The sequence below is a fragment of the Azospirillum sp. genome (genome assembly GCF_050789165.1).
Window position 1 is genome coordinate 26,677 of record NZ_JBOZRT010000116.1, and the last position, 16,221, is coordinate 42,897.

Annotated in this window: 15 protein-coding genes and 1 pseudogene; 12 read left to right on the forward strand and 4 right to left on the reverse strand. The window is 67.4% G+C overall.

Annotated elements, in window-relative coordinates:
• Positions 1–54: 54 nt before the first annotated feature.
• Positions 55–780: a TetR/AcrR family transcriptional regulator gene (locus tag ACRWK7_RS25905; protein ID WP_431859212.1), complete on the reverse strand. Its 726-nt coding sequence runs from the start codon at positions 778–780 to the stop codon at positions 55–57.
• A gap of 144 nt (positions 781–924) precedes the next feature.
• On the opposite strand from ACRWK7_RS25905, the gene ACRWK7_RS25910 reads away from it, so the two are divergent.
• Genes ACRWK7_RS25910 through ACRWK7_RS25935 form a run of 6 tightly spaced genes read left to right on the forward strand, consistent with a single transcriptional unit; the run spans position 925 to position 7,332 of the window.
• On the forward strand, positions 925–2,073 hold the full coding sequence (locus ACRWK7_RS25910) for an ABC transporter ATP-binding protein (protein WP_431859213.1): 1,149 nt from the start codon (positions 925–927) through the stop codon (positions 2,071–2,073).
• Between the two features lie 14 nt (positions 2,074–2,087).
• Positions 2,088–3,152 (forward strand): ABC transporter substrate-binding protein, encoded by a 1,065-nt coding sequence (locus ACRWK7_RS25915; protein ID WP_431859214.1) that lies wholly within the window; start codon positions 2,088–2,090, stop codon positions 3,150–3,152.
• Complete coding sequence (locus ACRWK7_RS25920) at positions 3,149–4,045, forward strand: ABC transporter permease (RefSeq protein WP_431859215.1); 897 nt, start codon at positions 3,149–3,151, stop codon at positions 4,043–4,045. Before ACRWK7_RS25915 ends, ACRWK7_RS25920 begins: the two co-directional genes overlap by 4 nt.
• Positions 4,042–4,842: an ABC transporter permease gene (locus tag ACRWK7_RS25925; protein WP_431859216.1), complete on the forward strand. Its 801-nt coding sequence runs from the start codon at positions 4,042–4,044 to the stop codon at positions 4,840–4,842. The genes ACRWK7_RS25920 and ACRWK7_RS25925 overlap by 4 nt, the downstream gene beginning before the upstream one ends.
• A gap of 40 nt (positions 4,843–4,882) precedes the next feature.
• Positions 4,883–6,508, forward strand: coding sequence for a class I adenylate-forming enzyme family protein (locus ACRWK7_RS25930; RefSeq protein WP_431859217.1), 1,626 nt, complete (start codon positions 4,883–4,885; stop codon positions 6,506–6,508).
• A gap of 56 nt (positions 6,509–6,564) precedes the next feature.
• A complete protein-coding gene (locus ACRWK7_RS25935) occupies positions 6,565–7,332 on the forward strand; it encodes an enoyl-CoA hydratase/isomerase family protein (protein ID WP_431859218.1) in 768 nt (255 codons plus the stop codon).
• A 219-nt stretch (positions 7,333–7,551) separates the two neighbouring features.
• Here the strand turns inward: ACRWK7_RS25935 and ACRWK7_RS25940 are convergent, their stop codons facing one another.
• Positions 7,552–7,971 carry a hypothetical protein gene (locus ACRWK7_RS25940; protein WP_431859219.1) on the reverse strand — a complete coding sequence of 140 codons (420 nt, stop codon included), beginning with the start codon at positions 7,969–7,971 and terminating at the stop codon, positions 7,552–7,554.
• Between the two features lie 282 nt (positions 7,972–8,253).
• On the opposite strand from ACRWK7_RS25940, the gene ACRWK7_RS25945 reads away from it, so the two are divergent.
• A complete protein-coding gene (locus ACRWK7_RS25945; RefSeq protein ID WP_431859220.1) occupies positions 8,254–8,688 on the forward strand; it encodes a DUF2267 domain-containing protein in 435 nt (144 codons plus the stop codon).
• A 34-nt stretch (positions 8,689–8,722) separates the two neighbouring features.
• Positions 8,723–10,084, forward strand: a complete 1,362-nt coding sequence (locus tag ACRWK7_RS25950; RefSeq protein ID WP_431859221.1) for a nicotinate phosphoribosyltransferase — start codon at positions 8,723–8,725, stop codon at positions 10,082–10,084.
• Position 10,085: 1 nt separating this feature from the next.
• Here ACRWK7_RS25950 and pncA read toward each other — a convergent pair whose 3' ends face one another.
• Positions 10,086–10,727, reverse strand: coding sequence for a bifunctional nicotinamidase/pyrazinamidase (pncA, locus tag ACRWK7_RS25955; RefSeq protein WP_431859222.1), 642 nt, complete (start codon positions 10,725–10,727; stop codon positions 10,086–10,088).
• A 776-nt stretch (positions 10,728–11,503) separates the two neighbouring features.
• Between pncA and ACRWK7_RS25960 the strand changes: the two are divergent.
• Positions 11,504–11,623 (forward strand): annotated as a pseudogene (locus ACRWK7_RS25960) (IS5/IS1182 family transposase); the annotation flags it as partial.
• A 31-nt stretch (positions 11,624–11,654) separates the two neighbouring features.
• Here ACRWK7_RS25960 and ACRWK7_RS25965 read toward each other — a convergent pair.
• Positions 11,655–12,305 carry a GntR family transcriptional regulator gene (locus tag ACRWK7_RS25965; RefSeq protein WP_431859223.1) on the reverse strand — a complete coding sequence of 217 codons (651 nt, stop codon included), beginning with the start codon at positions 12,303–12,305 and terminating at the stop codon, positions 11,655–11,657.
• A 252-nt stretch (positions 12,306–12,557) separates the two neighbouring features.
• On the opposite strand from ACRWK7_RS25965, the gene ACRWK7_RS25970 reads away from it, so the two are divergent.
• Genes ACRWK7_RS25970 through ACRWK7_RS25980 form a run of 3 tightly spaced genes read left to right on the forward strand, consistent with a single transcriptional unit; the run spans position 12,558 to position 16,146 of the window.
• Entirely contained in the window at positions 12,558–13,361 is an 804-nt protein-coding gene (locus tag ACRWK7_RS25970) for an enoyl-CoA hydratase/isomerase family protein (RefSeq protein ID WP_431859224.1), read from the forward strand.
• A 32-nt stretch (positions 13,362–13,393) separates the two neighbouring features.
• On the forward strand, positions 13,394–14,923 hold the full coding sequence (locus ACRWK7_RS25975; RefSeq protein ID WP_431859225.1) for a malonate--CoA ligase: 1,530 nt from the start codon (positions 13,394–13,396) through the stop codon (positions 14,921–14,923).
• A gap of 26 nt (positions 14,924–14,949) precedes the next feature.
• On the forward strand, positions 14,950–16,146 hold the full coding sequence (locus ACRWK7_RS25980) for a CaiB/BaiF CoA transferase family protein (RefSeq protein ID WP_431859226.1): 1,197 nt from the start codon (positions 14,950–14,952) through the stop codon (positions 16,144–16,146).
• Positions 16,147–16,221: the final 75 nt, after the last annotated feature.

Genomic DNA, 16,221 nt, shown 5'->3' on the forward strand with positions numbered 1-16,221 from the left:
CCGATCCGCACAGCGCAGGCGCGGTTCAGACGGAGAACACCTCGACCGGCGCCGTCAGCCTGGTGTTGATGGACGCTCGTACTCCACCATCGCGCCGTACCACTGGTCCGACAGCGCCTTCGCCAGACTGTCGGCGGTGGGGAAGGAGCGGCACAGAAGCGCGTCCTCATGGACGAACCGCTCCCGCAGGCTTTCGATCGTCATCGCGATCAGGATCCTCAGCACGCCTTCGAAACGGCGGCGTTCGTCCTCGCCGAACGGACGGCCGCGCCGGCGGGCGACAACCGCTATGATGCGATCGACCCACTCGGAATTCAGGCGTTCGCGCATGCGCAGCAGTTCCGTGTCGCGGGTGGCCAGTTGTGAGAACAGACCGAACATGCCGGCGTTCGCCTCATAGGCCCGGCAATAGGCCGTGTTGGCCTCCAGAATGGCGTCGTAACTCCCCCGCGGTCCCCGCTTCGTGGGGCGCCGGGACATGACATGCTCGAAGAAGAGGTCGATGAGGACGGACGCGCATTCGTCCATGTCCTTGAAGTGGTTATAGAAAGTGCCCCGGGACAGGCCCGCCTCGTCGAGCAGCGCCTCGACGGTCAACAGCCGTCCTGGTGACGCCCGCAGATGGCGCGCGACGATGGAGAGCATCAGGTAGCGCGTTCGCTCCCGCTTCGGGCGCGTCCGCTCCCGGCTCCTCATGGCGAGAACCTCTTCGAAGAGCAGCGGAGTGGAGCCTTCGCCGCACTCGTCTTCGCCTGCTGGCATAACCGCATTCTGCCGCATCTTTGTGCCCCCACTCATCGGTCGAAGCGGACCTATCCGCCATCGTGGATCGATCGCACCGTGACCTCTTGACGCAGCTCAATTTTAGACATAGCGTCATAAATAGACAAGGCGTCATCACTGAGCAGGCCCATGGAACCTACGATGGTGGACGTGGACAAACCCTCGAGTGGCAGCTTGGCCAGAGAACCGCGCCAGGGGGCGCCGGCCGTCGGCGCGTCGATCGAGTTCCAATCCGTCAGGAAAGCCTACGGATCGGTGCGCGCGCTTCACGATTTCTCGCTGACCATCCAGCCGGGCGAGTTCCTCACGATTCTCGGCTCGAGCGGGTCCGGCAAGACCACCGCCCTGAACGTGCTCGCGGGGTTCTCCACGGCCGACTCCGGCGACATCCGCATCGACGGACGCTCGGTGATCGAGGACCCGCCGGAACGCCGAAATCTCGGGATGGTGTTCCAGAACTATTCCCTGTTCCCGCACATGTCGGTGTTCGATAACGTCGCCTTCCCGCTGCGCATGCGCCGCGCGCCGCGCCGTGTGATCACCGAGCGGGTGGAGCGGGTGCTGGACATCGTGCGGCTCGGCGCGTTGGCCGGCCGCATGCCGCGCGATCTGTCCGGCGGTCAGCAGCAACGCGTGGCGTTCGCCCGGGCCATCGTGTTCGAGCCCCCCGTCCTGCTCATGGACGAACCGCTGGGCGCCCTGGACCTCAAGCTCCGCGAGGCGCTGCAGTTCGAGATCAAGGACATTCAACACCAGCTCGGGTGCACCGTGGTCTACGTGACCCACGACCAGCGCGAAGCCCTGGCCATGTCGTCGCGCATCGTCGTTCTGCGCGACGGACGGATCGAACAGATCGGCACGCCGTCCGAGATGTACGACACCCCGCGAAGCCGCTTCGTCGCCGATTTCATCGGGCAGACCAACCTGCTCGCGGCCGACCTGTCGCAGCGCGGATCGGTGTCCATTCCGGACCTCGGCGTGACCTATCCCGACGACGCGTCCGACGCCCGGCCGGGCTCGTGGTACGCAAGCATCCGGCCCGAAAAGCTGCAGCGCCGTCCGGCCGACGGGTCGGACGTTGCCGTCACGGTCACGGTCCAGGAGGCGGTGTTCCTCGGCGACGTGATCGAATACAGCGCCCGCGCCGGCCACGGCACTCTTATCCACTTCCGCGAACAACGACGCGACAGGGACCGGATCCCGGAACGCGGGGAGGCCGTGAGCCTCGTCCTCCGTCCGTCCGACGTCGTCCTCGTTCCGGATCTGCAGGACCGGTCGACAAAGAACTGATGGAGGAGCGTTCAATGAACAAGCTGCTGTGGAGTCTCTCTCTCGGCGCGGCGCTCGCCGGCACCGCCGGTGGAACGGCGTTGGCTCAATCCGGCGACAAGGCGGTCGTGATCGCGAATTACGGCGGCGCCTGGGCGGAGACCCTGAACCGCATCTGCGTCCAGCCCTTCACCAAGGAGACCGGGATCACCGTCACGCAGGCCGCGACGGACGACTCGCTCGCGCAGATCCGGGCCCAGCAGACGACCAGGAACATCCTGTGGGACATCGCGCCGACTGAGCGCTCCGGCCTTCCGGTGTCGGAGAAGAACGGGTGGCTGGAGCCCATCGACTGGAAGGTAGTGGATCCCGACAACAAGCTGCCGCCGATTGCCCGCAAGACCCACGCTATCGGCTCGGTGGCTTACTCCACCACGATCGGCGTGCGCACCGACAAGCTGCCGCCAGGCAAGACCTTCACCGGCTGGGCGGACTTCTGGGACGTCAAGCAGTTCCCCGGCCCGCGGACGCTGCGCAACTCCCCGGCGGAGAACCTGGAGTTCGCGCTGATCGCCGACGGCGTCAAGCCGGCGGATGTCTATGAGGTTCTCAAGACGCCGGCCGGTGTCGACCGCGCGTTCAAGAAGCTCGACGAGATCAAGCCGGCGATCACCGTGTGGTGGACGAGCGGGCAGCAGCCGGTCCAGTTGCTGGCCAGCGGCGAAGTGTTCTACGCCACCGCCTTCAATGGCCGCATACAGCAGCTGCAAAAGGACAAGCTGCCGGTGCAGATCATCTGGAACGGCGGTTCGCTCGACGTCAGCTACTATTCGATCATCAAGGGGGCACGCAACCCGGCGGGGGCCATGCAGTTCATGAAGTACTGCTGGAACGACCCGCAGCGTCTGGCGGAGATCGCCCGCGCCATGCCTTACTCCAGCTTCAACCCGGACATCTACAAGATCCTGTCGCCGGACGAGGCGAAGGAGCTTCCGACCAGTCCGGAGAACATGGCGGTGCAGTTCGCGCTGAACGCCGAGTTCTGGGCCGAAAACCTGCCGCGCATCCAGAAGCGGTGGGAAGCCTGGCGCCTGCAATGAGCCTCGACGTGTCCCTGCCGGGCGGAGGGACGGCGGCGGCGCGCCGGCGGCGCGCGCCCCTCTCGTCCCTCTGGCTGCTCGCTCCGGCGGCCCTGCTGTTCCTGCTGGCCTTCCTCGCCCCGGTGGGCGAGGTCGCGCTGTGGAGCCTGCAGGGCGACAGCGGACTGACGGCGGAGCATTACGAAGGCGTGCTCGGCGAGGGCCCGTACCGCACCATCCTGCTGGGAACGGTCCAACTCGCCGTCGGGGTGGCCTTCGCGTGCATCCTGGTCGGCTATCCCGCCGCCTATTACCTGGCGTCCCGCCCGCCGAGGCGCCGGACGATGCTGCTTCTCCTCATTCTGACGCCGCTTTGGGTCAGCGTGCTGGTGCGGACCTTCGGATGGATCGTCGTTCTCGGTCGCGAGGGATTGGTGAACTCCCTGCTGATCGGCGCGGGGATCGTCGATGCGCCGCTCCAGATGCTCTACACGCGGGGGGCTGTGTACATCGCGATGGTGCAGGTGCTCCTGCCGGTCGCCATCCTCGTCATGTTCTCGACGATGACGACCATCAACCGATCGCTCGTCCTGGCGGCCCGCATCCTCGGAGCCTCGCCGGTGCGCAGCTTCCTCCACGTCTTCCTGCCGCTGAGCGCCGGGGGTGCGGTGAGCGCCTGGATGCTAACGTTCGTCCTGGCCCTGGGGTTCTTCATCACGCCGGCCCTTGTCGGCGGTCCGAAGGAAACCATGATCGCAAACCTCATCGCCACGCAGATCACGGTGACCCTCGACTGGGGCCTGGGATCGGCGCTGGGGGTGGTGCTGCTGGTCGCCGGCTTCGCGGTGGTGGCCGTGGTGGCTTTGCTCTTCCGGCGCGTGACGCGGCTGAGCGGTCATGGAGGATCGCGATGAGACAGTCCCTGTGGGAGCGGTCCGGACGCGTCCTCCTGCCCGCCTACTTCTTCGGCGTCCTCCTCTACCTTCTGCTGCCGCTGCTGCTGGTGGTGCCGATGTCGGTCAGCGAGACCCGGTACCTGAAATTTCCGCCGGCCGGCTTCACGCTGCATTGGTACGAGGAATTCTTCGCGACGCCGGGGTGGATCGAGGCGACCTGGCGCAGCCTGGTCATCGCCGCGGCGAGCGCGCTTCTGGCGACCGTCGTGGGAACGGCGGCGGCGCTGGTTTTGAGCCGCGACGGGCGCGCCGTCCGGATCGCCGGGCCGATCTTTCTCGGTCCGCAGGTCGTGCCGGTGATCATTCTCGCCCTCGGGACGCTCCTCGTCTTCAGCCGCCTGGGCCTCTACGGCTCCGTCGGCGGCATCGTCCTGGTGCACGCCGTCCTCGCGTTGCCCTTCGTCACGACGACGGTGTCGGGTGCCTTGCGCCAGACCGGCGACACGCTCGCCAGGGCCGCCCGGGTGATGGGCGCCCGGCCGTACGAGGCCTTCTGGTACGTCACGCTGCCGACGATCCGGCCGGCGGTCATCTCGGCGGCCGTCTTCGCCTTCTTCATCTCCTTCGACGAGCTGGTCATCGCCCTGTTCGTCATGGGGCGCAACGAGACCTTGCCGATGCGGATCTGGGCCGACATGCGCCACGACCTGACGCCGGTCGTCGCGGCGGTCGCGTCGCTGCTCATCCTGGCCACCTTTGCGGCGGTCTTCCTGAGCGACCAGATCCAGCGCCGTGCCGAACGGCGTGCGCGATGACGGTTCGCACCGACGCCACCCCTCACCTACGAGAAGAGTGATGTTCGCAGAGTTTCGCAGGGAAGAACCCGACGCCCTCGCCCGACGCCTGGAGGCGACGCCGCTTCCGGACTCGGTGTTCGACCTCCTGGTCCGGACCGCCGCCCGGCATGCGGACGCCCCGGCCTGGAGGTTCATCGATGACGGCGTAGAGCGGACCTGGGGCGAGGTGCTGGACGCGGTCGAAACCGCCGCCGCAGCGTTCGCGGCGCTCGGCATCGGCCCGGGCGTCCATGTCGCGGTGATGGCCTGGAACCGCGAGGAGTTTCCCATTGCCTGGCTGGCCCTGGCACGCCTGCAGGCCGTCATGGTTCCCATCAACGCCACCTACACCACCCGCGAGGTCGAGTACGTCCTGAAGACCTCCCTCGCCACCGTCCTCATCCTGGAGGCGGAGTTCCTGCCGCACCTGGATGCCCTCGAGACGGTGGCGCTCCCGCCGTCCGATGTGATCGTCCTCGGGGATGCCGCGCCGGGCCGGCATCGGCGCTGGCGCGCGCTGATGGAGGAGGCGCAGGGCCGGCGGGCGCCGCACACGCCCCGTTCCCCGGACGCGGTCCTCAATCTTCAATACACGTCCGGCACCACCGGCTTCTCGAAGGCCTGCATGCTGACCCACGAGTACTGGCTCTGCCTGGGGCTCAGCTCGACGGAGTTCTTCGCCACGGATCTGCGGCGCTTCTACGTCGGATCAAGCTTCTTCTACATGGTCGGGCAACGGATCCTGCTGAACGCGATGGCGAGCGGTGGCTGCGCCTTCTTTCCACGCAAACCCGGCGCCAAGCGCTTCATGCTCGACGTCGCGCAGCTCGAGTGCGACTACTGCGCCCTGTTCGAAATGGTCTACAAGCAGCCGCCCCGGCCTTCGGACCCGCACAACAAGCTCAAGCTGGCCACCATCTTCGCGTTCGGCCCGGAAAGCCATGCCGACTTCCAGCGCCGCTTCGACGTGTATGGACAGGAGTTCTACGGCATGACCGAGATCGGCGGGGGCACCTACATGCCCGCCCACCGGCTTGCCGAGATGACCGGTTCGGGCAGTTGCGGCGTGGTCGCTCCCTTCCGCGACCTGATGATCGCCGACGAGGACGGCAATCCCGTTCCGACCGGCGACACCGGGGAACTCTGCGTGCGTGGCCGCGGTCTGCTCAAGGGATACTTCGGGAACGTCGAGGCGACGGCGCAGGCGTTCCGCAACGGCTGGTTCCGCACCGGCGATCTGGCCCGCGTGGACGCCGCCGGATATCACTATATCCTCGGCCGGACCAAGGACATGGTGCGCCGCAGCGGAGAGAACATCGCCGCCCGCGAGGTCGAGGTGGTGCTGCGCACGCTCGACGACATCCAGGACGCCGCCGTCGTACCGGTGCCCGACGACTACCGGGGCGAGGAGATCAAGGCCTACATCCTGCTGGCGCCGGGCGTTGACCCATCGACCTGTCCGCCGGAGCGCATCGCCGATCATTGCGCGCGGCACCTCGCGGCCTTCAAGGTGCCCCGCTACTACGAGTACCGCGACGCCTTCCCCCTTACGGACTCGCAGCGCGTGCAGAAGAAGCACCTGCTGTCGGAAAAGCCCGACCTCCGCGTCGGATCATACGACTGTCAGGACAAGATCTGGCGCTGACGCCCGCACCCCACTTCACGCGAAAAAGGCCCGCCGGCCTCGAAGAGGATTTTGACATGCCCGAGATTACGACGCAGACGGAGGGGGCGATCCGTATCCTGACCATCGCCAACGAGCCCAAGCGCAACGCCTTCCAGGGCACGATGGCCGCCGACTTCCTGCGCCATCTGGACGATGCGGAAGGCGACGACGCCGTTCGGGTGGTCGTGGTGACGGGCGCGGGGGACCTTGCCTTCTCGAGCGGACATGACCTGAAGGAGATCGCCTCCGGCGTGCACGCGGCGACGGACCTGGGGGAGACCCCGTTCCTGCGCCCCCGGGAGATGAGAAAGCCGGTGATCGCAGCGGTCAATGGGCACTGCTACGCCGCGGCGCTCATCCTCGCCCTGTCGTGCGACCTGCGCGTTGCGAGCGTCAACGCGACATTCGGTTCGCCGGGCGCCCGGCTGGGCATGCTTCCGGAGGGCGGGCAGATCGGCCGGTTGCCACGGCTGATGTCGTCGGCCCGGGCTCTGGAACTGATGCTCACGGCGGCGCCCCTGTCGGCTGACGAGGCCTACAGAACCGGATTCATCAACCGGCTGGTCGAAAAGGGCGATGCGTTGAGCGAAGCGCTCGTCCTGGCGCGGGCGATCGCCAAGAACTCTCCCTCCGTGGTCGCTGCGATCAAAGCCGGGGTGATACTGGGGGAACGCGAGGGGATCGACGCCGCCAGCGCGTACGAAGCGTCGGTGGCTCGCCGGTTGGAGACGGAAGCGGACGCCCGCGAGGGAGTCAGCGCGTTCTTCGAGAAGCGTCCGCCCGTGTTCCGTGGTTCTGAATGATCCTCCCTCGAAGCAGTGGACATCACTGCCAAGCCCCCGTGGGGGAGAGGTGGGTGATGACGGCAGTGAGCTTCCCTCGGGAGAGCCAGATTGGTGGACGCCTCTCTTGGATCGTATGATCCGGCAGGCGGTGTAGGATGGGACAGGGCAAATGGCGGTTCTGCACGCCGGAGTTCAAGGCACAAGCCGTCAAGCCGGTCATCAAGGGGAAGCACCCGATCAGCCAGCAGGCCGGCGCTCTCGGAATCGGAGAGAGCCGGCTGCACCGCCGGCGCCGCGAGGATGCAGAACAGACCACGCCAGCGCCGAGCGGCTTGTCACAACGACAAGCCCCGGCTCTTCTGCGTCGGCTGGCCGGCACGCAGCTGCAGTGCCCGCCGCTTGGGCGTGTGCGATGGCGCGCACCTGCAGCGGGTTGGTAATGATCACCCGGCGCACGAAGGGCTGCAGTGTGCGGGCGACGGCCAGACTGTAGCCGGTGGCTTCAAGAACGACATCGTCCTCGGGCGTGAGTGTCTTGGCAAAGCTCAGCAGCTTGTCGTGGCTCAGGCGCACCCGCCCGGCTTGGCGCAGCTGTCCGTGCTCGAGGATGACGACCTGAGCGAAGGTACGGTGGATATCGAGGGCAATGATGCGCATTGGCCTGCCTCCGCTTCCAGTGATGACGATCACGGGAGCCAGCGGGCGACACGACACTTACGGATCGGCGTCGCGTAATTCACGACGTCCGCCCGGCGGACCCTCGCCGTCGTCAGCAGCACAGCAGATGCATGATCGCCTCCACGCACGCGGGTAAGGATCACCGGTCCATCCTCGACCATGGAAGGGGCACTCCCCTTAACCTGCGTAAAGCCGGTCCCCGCCGGGGCGCACTACGATCCGGATGAGCGACCGAATTTCCCCAACGCTACGGAGGATCCGATGACGACCATAGGCGTCCAGGTCTTCGACGAAACCGTCCACCTCACGAACGCATGGCTCAAGGACATCATGGAATGGCTGCACACCGACGACCGCCACCTCGCCTACCGGGCGTTGCGCGGTGTGCTGCACGCGCTGCGCGACGAGATGGAAGCGGGGCTGGCCGTGCATCTCGGAGCCCAACTGCCCATGCTGGTTCGTGGGCTCTACTACGAAGGCTGGCGCCCCACCGCCACGCCCGCTCGTGACCGCCACATCGAGGCCTTCTACGACCGCATCAAGGCAGAGATGCAGGGCTATCCGGATGCCGATCCGGTCCGCCTGACTGGCGCGGTGTTCGACATGCTGGCCAAGCACATCGCGGCCGGCGAGATCCAGAAGGTGGCGGGGGCGCTGCCGCGCGAACTGCGGGAGATGTGGCGCATCCCGGCCTAGCGGCGGCGGCCGGCGTCCAGCCGGGGAGATGGCCATGAGCACCGGTGCCGATGCAGCGGATGAGGGCAACAGCCTGCTGCTCACCGACCTCTACGAAGTCGCCATGGTCCACGCCTACCTGGATCACGGGTTGACGGACACGGCCTCGTTCGAGCTGTTCGTCCGCACCCTGCCTCCCGAGCGGAACTTCCTGGTCGCCGCCGGCCTGGAGCAGGCGGTCGTCTTCCTGGAGCAGGCCCGGTTCACGCCGGACGACCTTGCATGGCTGCGCGACAACGCCCGGCTGTCCGAGGGGACGCTGGAGTACCTGCGGGGGTTCCGCTTCTCGGGCGACGTGGACGCGCTGCCCGAGGGTACGGTGTTCTTCGCCCACGAGCCGATCCTGCGCGTGACGGCCAGCCTGCCGGAGGCCCAGTTGATGGAAACGCGGCTGATCAACCTCCTGCACTTCCAGACCGTCGTCGCCTCCAAGGCGGCGCGCCTGGTACTGGCGGCGCGTGGGCGCCCGCTGTTCGACTTCGGCCTGCGCCGGGCGCACGGTGCCGAGGCCGGGCTGCTGGCCGCCCGCGCCGCCTACCTCGCGGGCTTTGCCGGGACGGCGACGGCGCTGGCCGGCCGGCGCTTCGGCATTCCGGTCGTCGGGACGATGGCGCACGCGTTCGTGCAGGCGCACGATCGTGAAGCCCTGGCCTTCGCCAACTTCGCCCGGTCGCGCCCGCAGAACCTGACCCTGCTGCTCGACACCTACGACACCGAGGCCGCCGCGCGGGCCGCGGTGACGCTGGCGCGCGAGCTGGCGGCCGAAGGCATCCGGCTGTCCGGCGTGCGGCTGGACAGCGGCGACCTCGCGGCGCTGTCGCGGCGGGTGCGCTCCATTCTGGACGAAGGCGGCTTGGCGGAGACGCGCATTGTTGCAAGCGGCGGGTTGGACGAGGAGGCGATCGCGTCCCTGTTGGCTGCGGATGCCCCCATCGACAGTTTCGGCGTCGGTACCAGCCTGACCACCTCCAGCGACGCGCCTGCGCTCGACTGCGCCTACAAGCTGGTCGAGTACGCCGGCCTGCCGCGGCGCAAACGCTCACCCGGCAAGGCGACTTGGCCCGGGCGCAAGCAGGTCTTCCGGCACTGTGGTGCCGACGGGCGGATCTGCGCGGACCGGCTGTCCACCGCCGATGCCGGCGAACCCGGACGTCCTTTGCTGGTACCGGTGATGCGGGCCGGCCGGCGGGTGGCGCCGCTGCCGGACTTGCCCGCGATCCGGGCCCATGCGGCGGCGGAACTCGCGAGCCTGCCCGAGCCGGTGCGCAATCTGCAGCGCCGCACGACGCTGGAAGTCGGCATCGCGCCCGCGCTGTATACTCTCGCCGCACAGGCCGACCGGATCGGGTGCGGCTGACTCAAGACCCGGCGATGTCCGCCGACCGCACCAGACGGGCGCCGGCCGAGGCCAGACGCGCCTTGGCGGCGTCCAGCGATCCCTGCAGGTCGATGGCGCGGCACCCGTCCTCGACCACCACAGCCTCGAACCCGCAACGGACGGCATCCTCGGCCGAGAAGGCGACGCAGAAGTCCGTGGCAAGCCCGGCCAGGACCACCCGCCTGAACCCGCGCTCGCGCAGATACCCGGCCAGACCGGTGGGGGTCGTCCGGTCGTTCTCGAAGAAGGCGGAGTAGGAGTCGATGCCGCGGTGGAAGCCCTTGCGCAGCACCAGCTGCGCCATGGGAACGTCGAGGTCGGGGTGGAAGGCGGCCCCCTGCGTTCCCTGCACGCAGTGATCCGGCCACAGAACCTGCGGGCCATACGCGAACGTGGTCGTGGCGAACGCGCTCATCCCCGGATGCGCGCTGGCGAAGGAGCGATGGTCCGGCGGGTGCCAGTCCTGGGTCAGGATCACCGAGCCGAAGAGGCGGGCAAGCCGGTTCGCCACCGGCACGACCTCGCCGCCGCCGCCGACCGCCAGCGCGCCGCCGGGGCAGAAGTCGTTCTGGATATCGACCAGCAGCAGCGCGTCGGTAGGGTGCGGATCGATCAGGGGCATGGCCTGTCTCGCGGCGTCTTGGAGGTCCGGCGCCAGCATACGCGCCACGCATGCCCGCGATCCAGGCCGGTCAGCGGTCGTAGGTGGCGACGAGGTTGGCCTTGGCAATGGCGTTCCGTTGGGCTGCTCGCTCGATGTCGGCACAGCGCGCCCGCGACCCCGGCGACAGGGTCGGAACGTCGAGCGCGCAGAGACCGACATAGCAATGCCGGCATGGTAATGGTGTGCCCCATGCCTCCACAGCGGCCGCAGGCCGCGGTATCCCGGACGGCCGAAGTCGTTCACCGCCTCGTGCAGGTTCTGTCAGGTGCCGCGCCAAGCCTGAGCTGAGGGAACCTGCTGTTTCATGGCTGTCTGGCTGTCAAAAGTCTGGGCCGTGTCCCGCCGAGTGGTGTCTGAGACGTCAGGCTGGCCCGCCGGAGCGCTCCCCGTGTTCTTCGGCTAAGTTGAGGTCCCACGAGATCGCCGTGACGCTCGCCAGCTTCCTGGCAATCGTGGCGGTGATCAACGTGCTGCTGCCCGGTATTCGGTAGCAATACACACCCACGGCTCGATAGCCGTCAAGTCGTTGATCTGGCTATACTATGGCCCATTCTCTTCCTGAGAGGAAGCCCACGGGCCGCGCCTGCCTGATCCCCGGGCTTACCGTCAGGCGCGCCGAGGTCTCCGGCCTCATCGCGGACCCTGTGAAGCGCATTGCCCAGCACCGGGCCGACGGCGAGTGCGCCGGCAAGCTGGTCGACCGGGTGAGCACTGAGCTGAAGCGCACCTTGGGGATCGTCGAGCGATCGTTCGGATGGCTGAACCGCTCACGCCGGCTGAGCAAGGATCTCGAAGCTCTCCCTGAGGCCGCCGCAGCGTGCATCCGCATCGCCATGATCGAGTTCATGACCCGGGCCTCGCGAAAGAAATTGTCAAAATATGCTCTCAGGCGTCGTCGGTATCGGACGCCACGAAGCCTGCCTTCTGCACCTCGATGCGCTTGTTTCGCAGGTGTGTCTTAAGGATGTGCGCCAGCCCTTGACCGTCCCTCCGCATGAGAGCGTTCACCATGGCGTCGTGCTCGCACATCGCCAACTCCCAATGGCTGTCGGGGATGGGGGCTACGAACCGCGCGCGGCGGATGCGCGCGACGACCGACTCGTACAGGCCCGACAGGACGGCGTTGTCTGCCGCCTTCACGATGGCTTCGTGAATGAGCCGATTGCAGCGGTAGTAGGTCGGGAGGTCGCCCCGCTCGTACGCCTCCTTCATCGAGAGGTTCAGGCTCTTGATCTCCTCCAACTCGGCGCGCGTGATGCGCTGGCATGCGAGTTCGCCCGCAATGGCTTCCATCGCCTCGCAGACGTCGAAGAGGTCGGATACGTCCTTGGTGGACAGCTTCGCCGCCCGCGCGCCGCGGTTTGGCAGCAGCACCAGATACCCTTCGGCTGCCAACACCTTCAGCGCCTCTCGCAGGGGAGTGCGCGAAATCCCGAAAGTTGTACAGAGCTCGCGCTCGGGAACCCGCGCGCCTGGGGCGATCGCGCCATCAATAAGCATCTGCCTTAATTGAGAAACTATCTGGTCGTGGCGCATGGGGACTCTCCCTTAATCCCCCACATTATGTATGGATGCCGTTTTGCATGCAATCAATATTGCTATGTGGAAAAATCGTTTGGCAGGCATTGCAAATCGGGCAAAAATGAATGCAGAATGCGAGGCGGGTCGGGTTTGCGGCGGCCTGCCATGTCGCAATGCGCGCAATGCGCAACCAGAGGGTTATAGGGCGATGTCGATGTTCACGGATGTCCGGATGGCCGGCGCTGCCGCCGTCGATGGTGGTGGCGAATGACCGAAGCGACGGGCGCTGGCCAGGACGCGGAACTGCTGTATGACGTCCGCGACGGTGTGGCGTGGCTCACGTTCAACCGACCCAAGACCCGGAACGCTCTCACCTTTGCGATGTACGCCCGCCTGGAGGAGATCTGCGGGGCGATCGAAACGGACCGGTCGATCACCGCGATGGTCGTCACCGGCGCCGGCGAGAAGGCCTTCGCCGCCGGTACGGACATCAGCCAGTTCCAAGCCTTCAAAAGCGCCGAAGACGCCTTGGCGTACGAACGGCGCATCGATCAGGTCCTGACCGCCCTGGAGAAATGCCGGGTGCCGACCATCGCCGCCATTTCCGGCGCGTGCACCGGCGGCGGCGCGGCCATTGCGGCGTGCTGCGACCTGCGGCTCGGAACCCAGGCGACCCAATTCGGCTTCCCCATCGCCCGCACCCTCGGCAACTGCCTGTCGATGAACAGCATCGCGCGGCTGAGCGCCCTGATCGGGCCGGCGCGGGTCAAGGACATCATCTTCACGGCGCGTCTGGTCGGGGCCGAGGAGGCGCACGGCATCGGTCTTCTGCAGGAGGTGGTCGCGGACCATGCCGCGCTTCTCGGTCGCGCGGAGCAGTTGGCCCGTCTCGTCTCCGGACACGCCCCCCTGACCCTGCGGGCGACCAAGGAGGCGTTGCGCCGCCTCCAGGACAAGGACGCGGGGCACGACGATCAGGACCTCGTCCTGATGTGCTACATGAGCGAGGACTTCAAGGAAGGCATCGATGCTTTCCTGAACAAAAGAAGCCCGAATTGGCGCGGGAAATGAACTCCGCTCCGCCCAATAAATGGAAAATCATCATGCCCGATTCATTGCTGTCTGTCGTGTCGCCCGCTCCGGGCTCAGAGGATAAGACGTTCCTCGAACTTCCGGACGGCACGGTGTGGTCCTACGGGCGTTTCTTCGCTCACGCCGGGCGCCTGGCCAACGTCCTGCTCAGCCTGGGCGCCAAGCCCGGCGACCGCGTGGCCGTGCAGGTGGACAAATCGGTCGACGCGCTGGCGCTCTACGTGGCCTGCGTCCGCGCCGGCGTGGTCTATCTGCCCCTCAACACGGCCTACACCGCCGCCGAGGTGGAGTATTTCGTGACCGACGCGGAGCCGCGCCTGCTGGTGTGCCGCCCGTCGTTCCGCGCCGAGGCCGAGGCGCTCGCCAAGGCGGCCGGCGCGACCGTCGAAACGTTGGGGACCGAGGGCGACGGCTCGCTGCTGGAGCGCGCGGCGGAGCAGCCCGACGGCTTCGCCGATTACGCCGCCGGCCCGGACGAGCTTGCGGCCATTCTCTACACCTCCGGGACGACGGGGCGCTCCAAGGGCGCCATGATGACCCGCGGCAACCTCGCCTCGAACGCCATCACCCTGGCGGAGGTCTGGCGCTTCACGGCGGACGACGTGCTGCTGCACGCGCTGCCGATCTACCACACGCACGGACTGTTCGTGGCGACCAACGTGGTGCTCCAGGCCGGCGCGTCGATGCTGTTCCTGCCGCGCTTCGACGCCGACGAGGTGGTCCGGCGGCTGCCCCGCGCCACCGCCATGATGGGCGTGCCGACCTTCTACACCCGTCTGCTCGACCATCCCGGCCTCACGCCGGACCTCGTGCGTCACATGCGCCTGTTCATCTCCGGTTCGGCGCCGCTGCTGGAGGCCACCCACGTGCAGTTCGCCGAGCGGACCGGGCACCGGATCCTCGAACGCTACGGGATGACCGAGACGGGCATGAACACCTCGAATCCCTATGACGGGGAGCGGATCGCCGGAACCGTCGGCTTCCCCCTGCCCGGGGTCGAGGTCCGCATCGCCGATCCGGAGAGCGGGGCGGTCCTCGGTCCGGACGAGATCGGCGTCATCGAGGTGCGCGGCCCGAACGTGTTCAAGGGCTACTGGCGCATGCCGGAGAAGACTGCGGCCGAACTGCGGGCGGACGGCTTCTTCATCACCGGCGATGTCGGCAAGATCGACGCCCGCGGCTACGTGCATATCGTTGGGCGCGCCAAGGACCTCATCATCTCCGGCGGCTTCAACGTCTACCCGAAGGAGATCGAGCTGGCCATCGACGCGCTGGACGGCGTGAAGGAGTCGGCCGTCTTTGGCGTCCCGCACCCGGATTTCGGCGAGGCGGTGTCCGCCGCGGTGGTGCTGGAGTCCGGCGCCTCCCTGACCGGGGCGGCGATCCAGCAGGCGCTCCAGCCCGTCCTCGCGAAGTTCAAGCATCCCAAGCAGGTGGTCATCGTGCCGGACCTGCCGCGCAACGCCATGGGCAAGGTGCAGAAGAACCTGCTGCGCGAGGCCTACGCCGGCCTGCACGCGAAGACCCGGCCGGCGTCCTGAGACACAAGAACACCAGGGAGGATCGCATGGGCCCGTTGACGGGACTGAAAGTGCTCGACCTGACGCACGTCATGGCGGGGCCGACCTGCACGCTGATGCTCGCCGACATGGGCGCGGACGTGCTGAAGATCGAGAAGGCGCCGGGCGGCGACGACACCCGGCGCATGGTCCCGCCGCTCGTCGGGGACGAGGCCGCCTCGTTCCTGATGATGAACCGCAACAAGCGCGGCATCGCGCTCGACCTCAAGACGCCGGGCGGGGCCGCCATCCTGCGGCGGCTGGCGAAATCCGCCGACGTCCTGATCGAGAACTTCGGCCCCGGCGTCCTCGACCGGCTGGGCTTCGGGTACGAGGAACTCAGGGCGGAGAACCCCGGCCTGATCTACTGCTCGATTTCCGGTTTCGGTCGCACCGGTCCCTACAAGGAGCGGCGCGGGTTCGATTTGGTGGCGCAGGCCATGAGCGGGATCATGAGCTTCACCGGCGCCGGGCCGGGCGCCGCGCCGACCAAATGCGGCCCGCCGTTGTCCGACATCACCGCCGGCATCCTGGCGGCGATGGGCATTCTCGCCGCCTACACGCACCGCCTGAAGACGGGGCAGGGGCAGATGGTCGAGACCTCGCTGTTCGAGGCCGCGCTCGTCCAGACCTACTGGCAGTCCGCCATCGCGCTCGCCACCGGGGTCTCCCCCGGCCCGCTGGGCTCGGCCCATCCGTTGAACGCCCCCTATCAGGCTTTCGAGGCGGCGGACGGCTGGCTCGTGGTGGGCGGGGCCAACCAGAAGAACTGGCTGCGCATGCTGGAGGCCATCGGCGCCTTGAATCTCGCGCAGGATGCCCGCTTCGCGGACAACGCCAGCCGCATGGCCAACCTCGACGCCCTGTGCGACGAGCTGGCGCGCTGCTTCCGCACGGAGACGGTGGAGCACTGGCTCCGCGTCCTCGATGCGAATGGCGTTCCCTGCGGCCCGGTGCACACCATGCAGCAGGCGCTGGACGACCCGCAGACCAAGGCCCGGGAGATGCTGGTGGAGGTCGAGCACGCCACGCTCGGCACCGTCAAGACGCTCGGCCTGCCCGTCAAGTTCTCGGAAACGCCGGGAAAGGTGCGCAGCGGCGCCCCGACCTACGGCCAGCACAATCACGAGATCCTGGCCGAGTACGGGTTCACCCCGGCCGAAATCACCGCCCTCCAGCAGGAAGGCGCCATCCGTGCGGGCTAGCCGCGGGCGCTCCGGGATTCCCCGGTGAGCGCGCGTGGCCGGAACCGACAACACCCGATACATAATAATGGGAGA

Excerpts from the sequence above, each read along its gene's own strand:
- ACRWK7_RS25940 (WP_431859219.1), bottom strand. The coding sequence starts at position 7,971 with ATGCGCATCATTGCCCTCGATATCCACCGTACCTTCGCTCAGGTCGTC.
- ACRWK7_RS25930 (WP_431859217.1), top strand. The coding sequence starts at position 4,883 with ATGTTCGCAGAGTTTCGCAGGGAAGAACCCGACGCCCTCGCCCGACGC.
- ACRWK7_RS25915 (WP_431859214.1), top strand. The coding sequence starts at position 2,088 with ATGAACAAGCTGCTGTGGAGTCTCTCTCTCGGCGCGGCGCTCGCCGGC.
- ACRWK7_RS25970 (WP_431859224.1), top strand. The coding sequence starts at position 12,558 with ATGACCGAAGCGACGGGCGCTGGCCAGGACGCGGAACTGCTGTATGAC.
- pncA (WP_431859222.1), bottom strand. The coding sequence starts at position 10,727 with ATGCCCCTGATCGATCCGCACCCTACCGACGCGCTGCTGCTGGTCGAT.
- ACRWK7_RS25920 (WP_431859215.1), top strand. The coding sequence starts at position 3,149 with ATGAGCCTCGACGTGTCCCTGCCGGGCGGAGGGACGGCGGCGGCGCGC.
- ACRWK7_RS25935 (WP_431859218.1), top strand. The coding sequence starts at position 6,565 with ATGCCCGAGATTACGACGCAGACGGAGGGGGCGATCCGTATCCTGACC.
- ACRWK7_RS25965 (WP_431859223.1), bottom strand. The coding sequence starts at position 12,305 with ATGCGCCACGACCAGATAGTTTCTCAATTAAGGCAGATGCTTATTGAT.
- ACRWK7_RS25980 (WP_431859226.1), top strand. The coding sequence starts at position 14,950 with ATGGGCCCGTTGACGGGACTGAAAGTGCTCGACCTGACGCACGTCATG.
- ACRWK7_RS25925 (WP_431859216.1), top strand. The coding sequence starts at position 4,042 with ATGAGACAGTCCCTGTGGGAGCGGTCCGGACGCGTCCTCCTGCCCGCC.
- ACRWK7_RS25950 (WP_431859221.1), top strand. The coding sequence starts at position 8,723 with ATGAGCACCGGTGCCGATGCAGCGGATGAGGGCAACAGCCTGCTGCTC.
- ACRWK7_RS25905 (WP_431859212.1), bottom strand. The coding sequence starts at position 780 with ATGCGGCAGAATGCGGTTATGCCAGCAGGCGAAGACGAGTGCGGCGAA.
- ACRWK7_RS25945 (WP_431859220.1), top strand. The coding sequence starts at position 8,254 with ATGACGACCATAGGCGTCCAGGTCTTCGACGAAACCGTCCACCTCACG.
- ACRWK7_RS25910 (WP_431859213.1), top strand. The coding sequence starts at position 925 with ATGGTGGACGTGGACAAACCCTCGAGTGGCAGCTTGGCCAGAGAACCG.
- ACRWK7_RS25975 (WP_431859225.1), top strand. The coding sequence starts at position 13,394 with ATGCCCGATTCATTGCTGTCTGTCGTGTCGCCCGCTCCGGGCTCAGAG.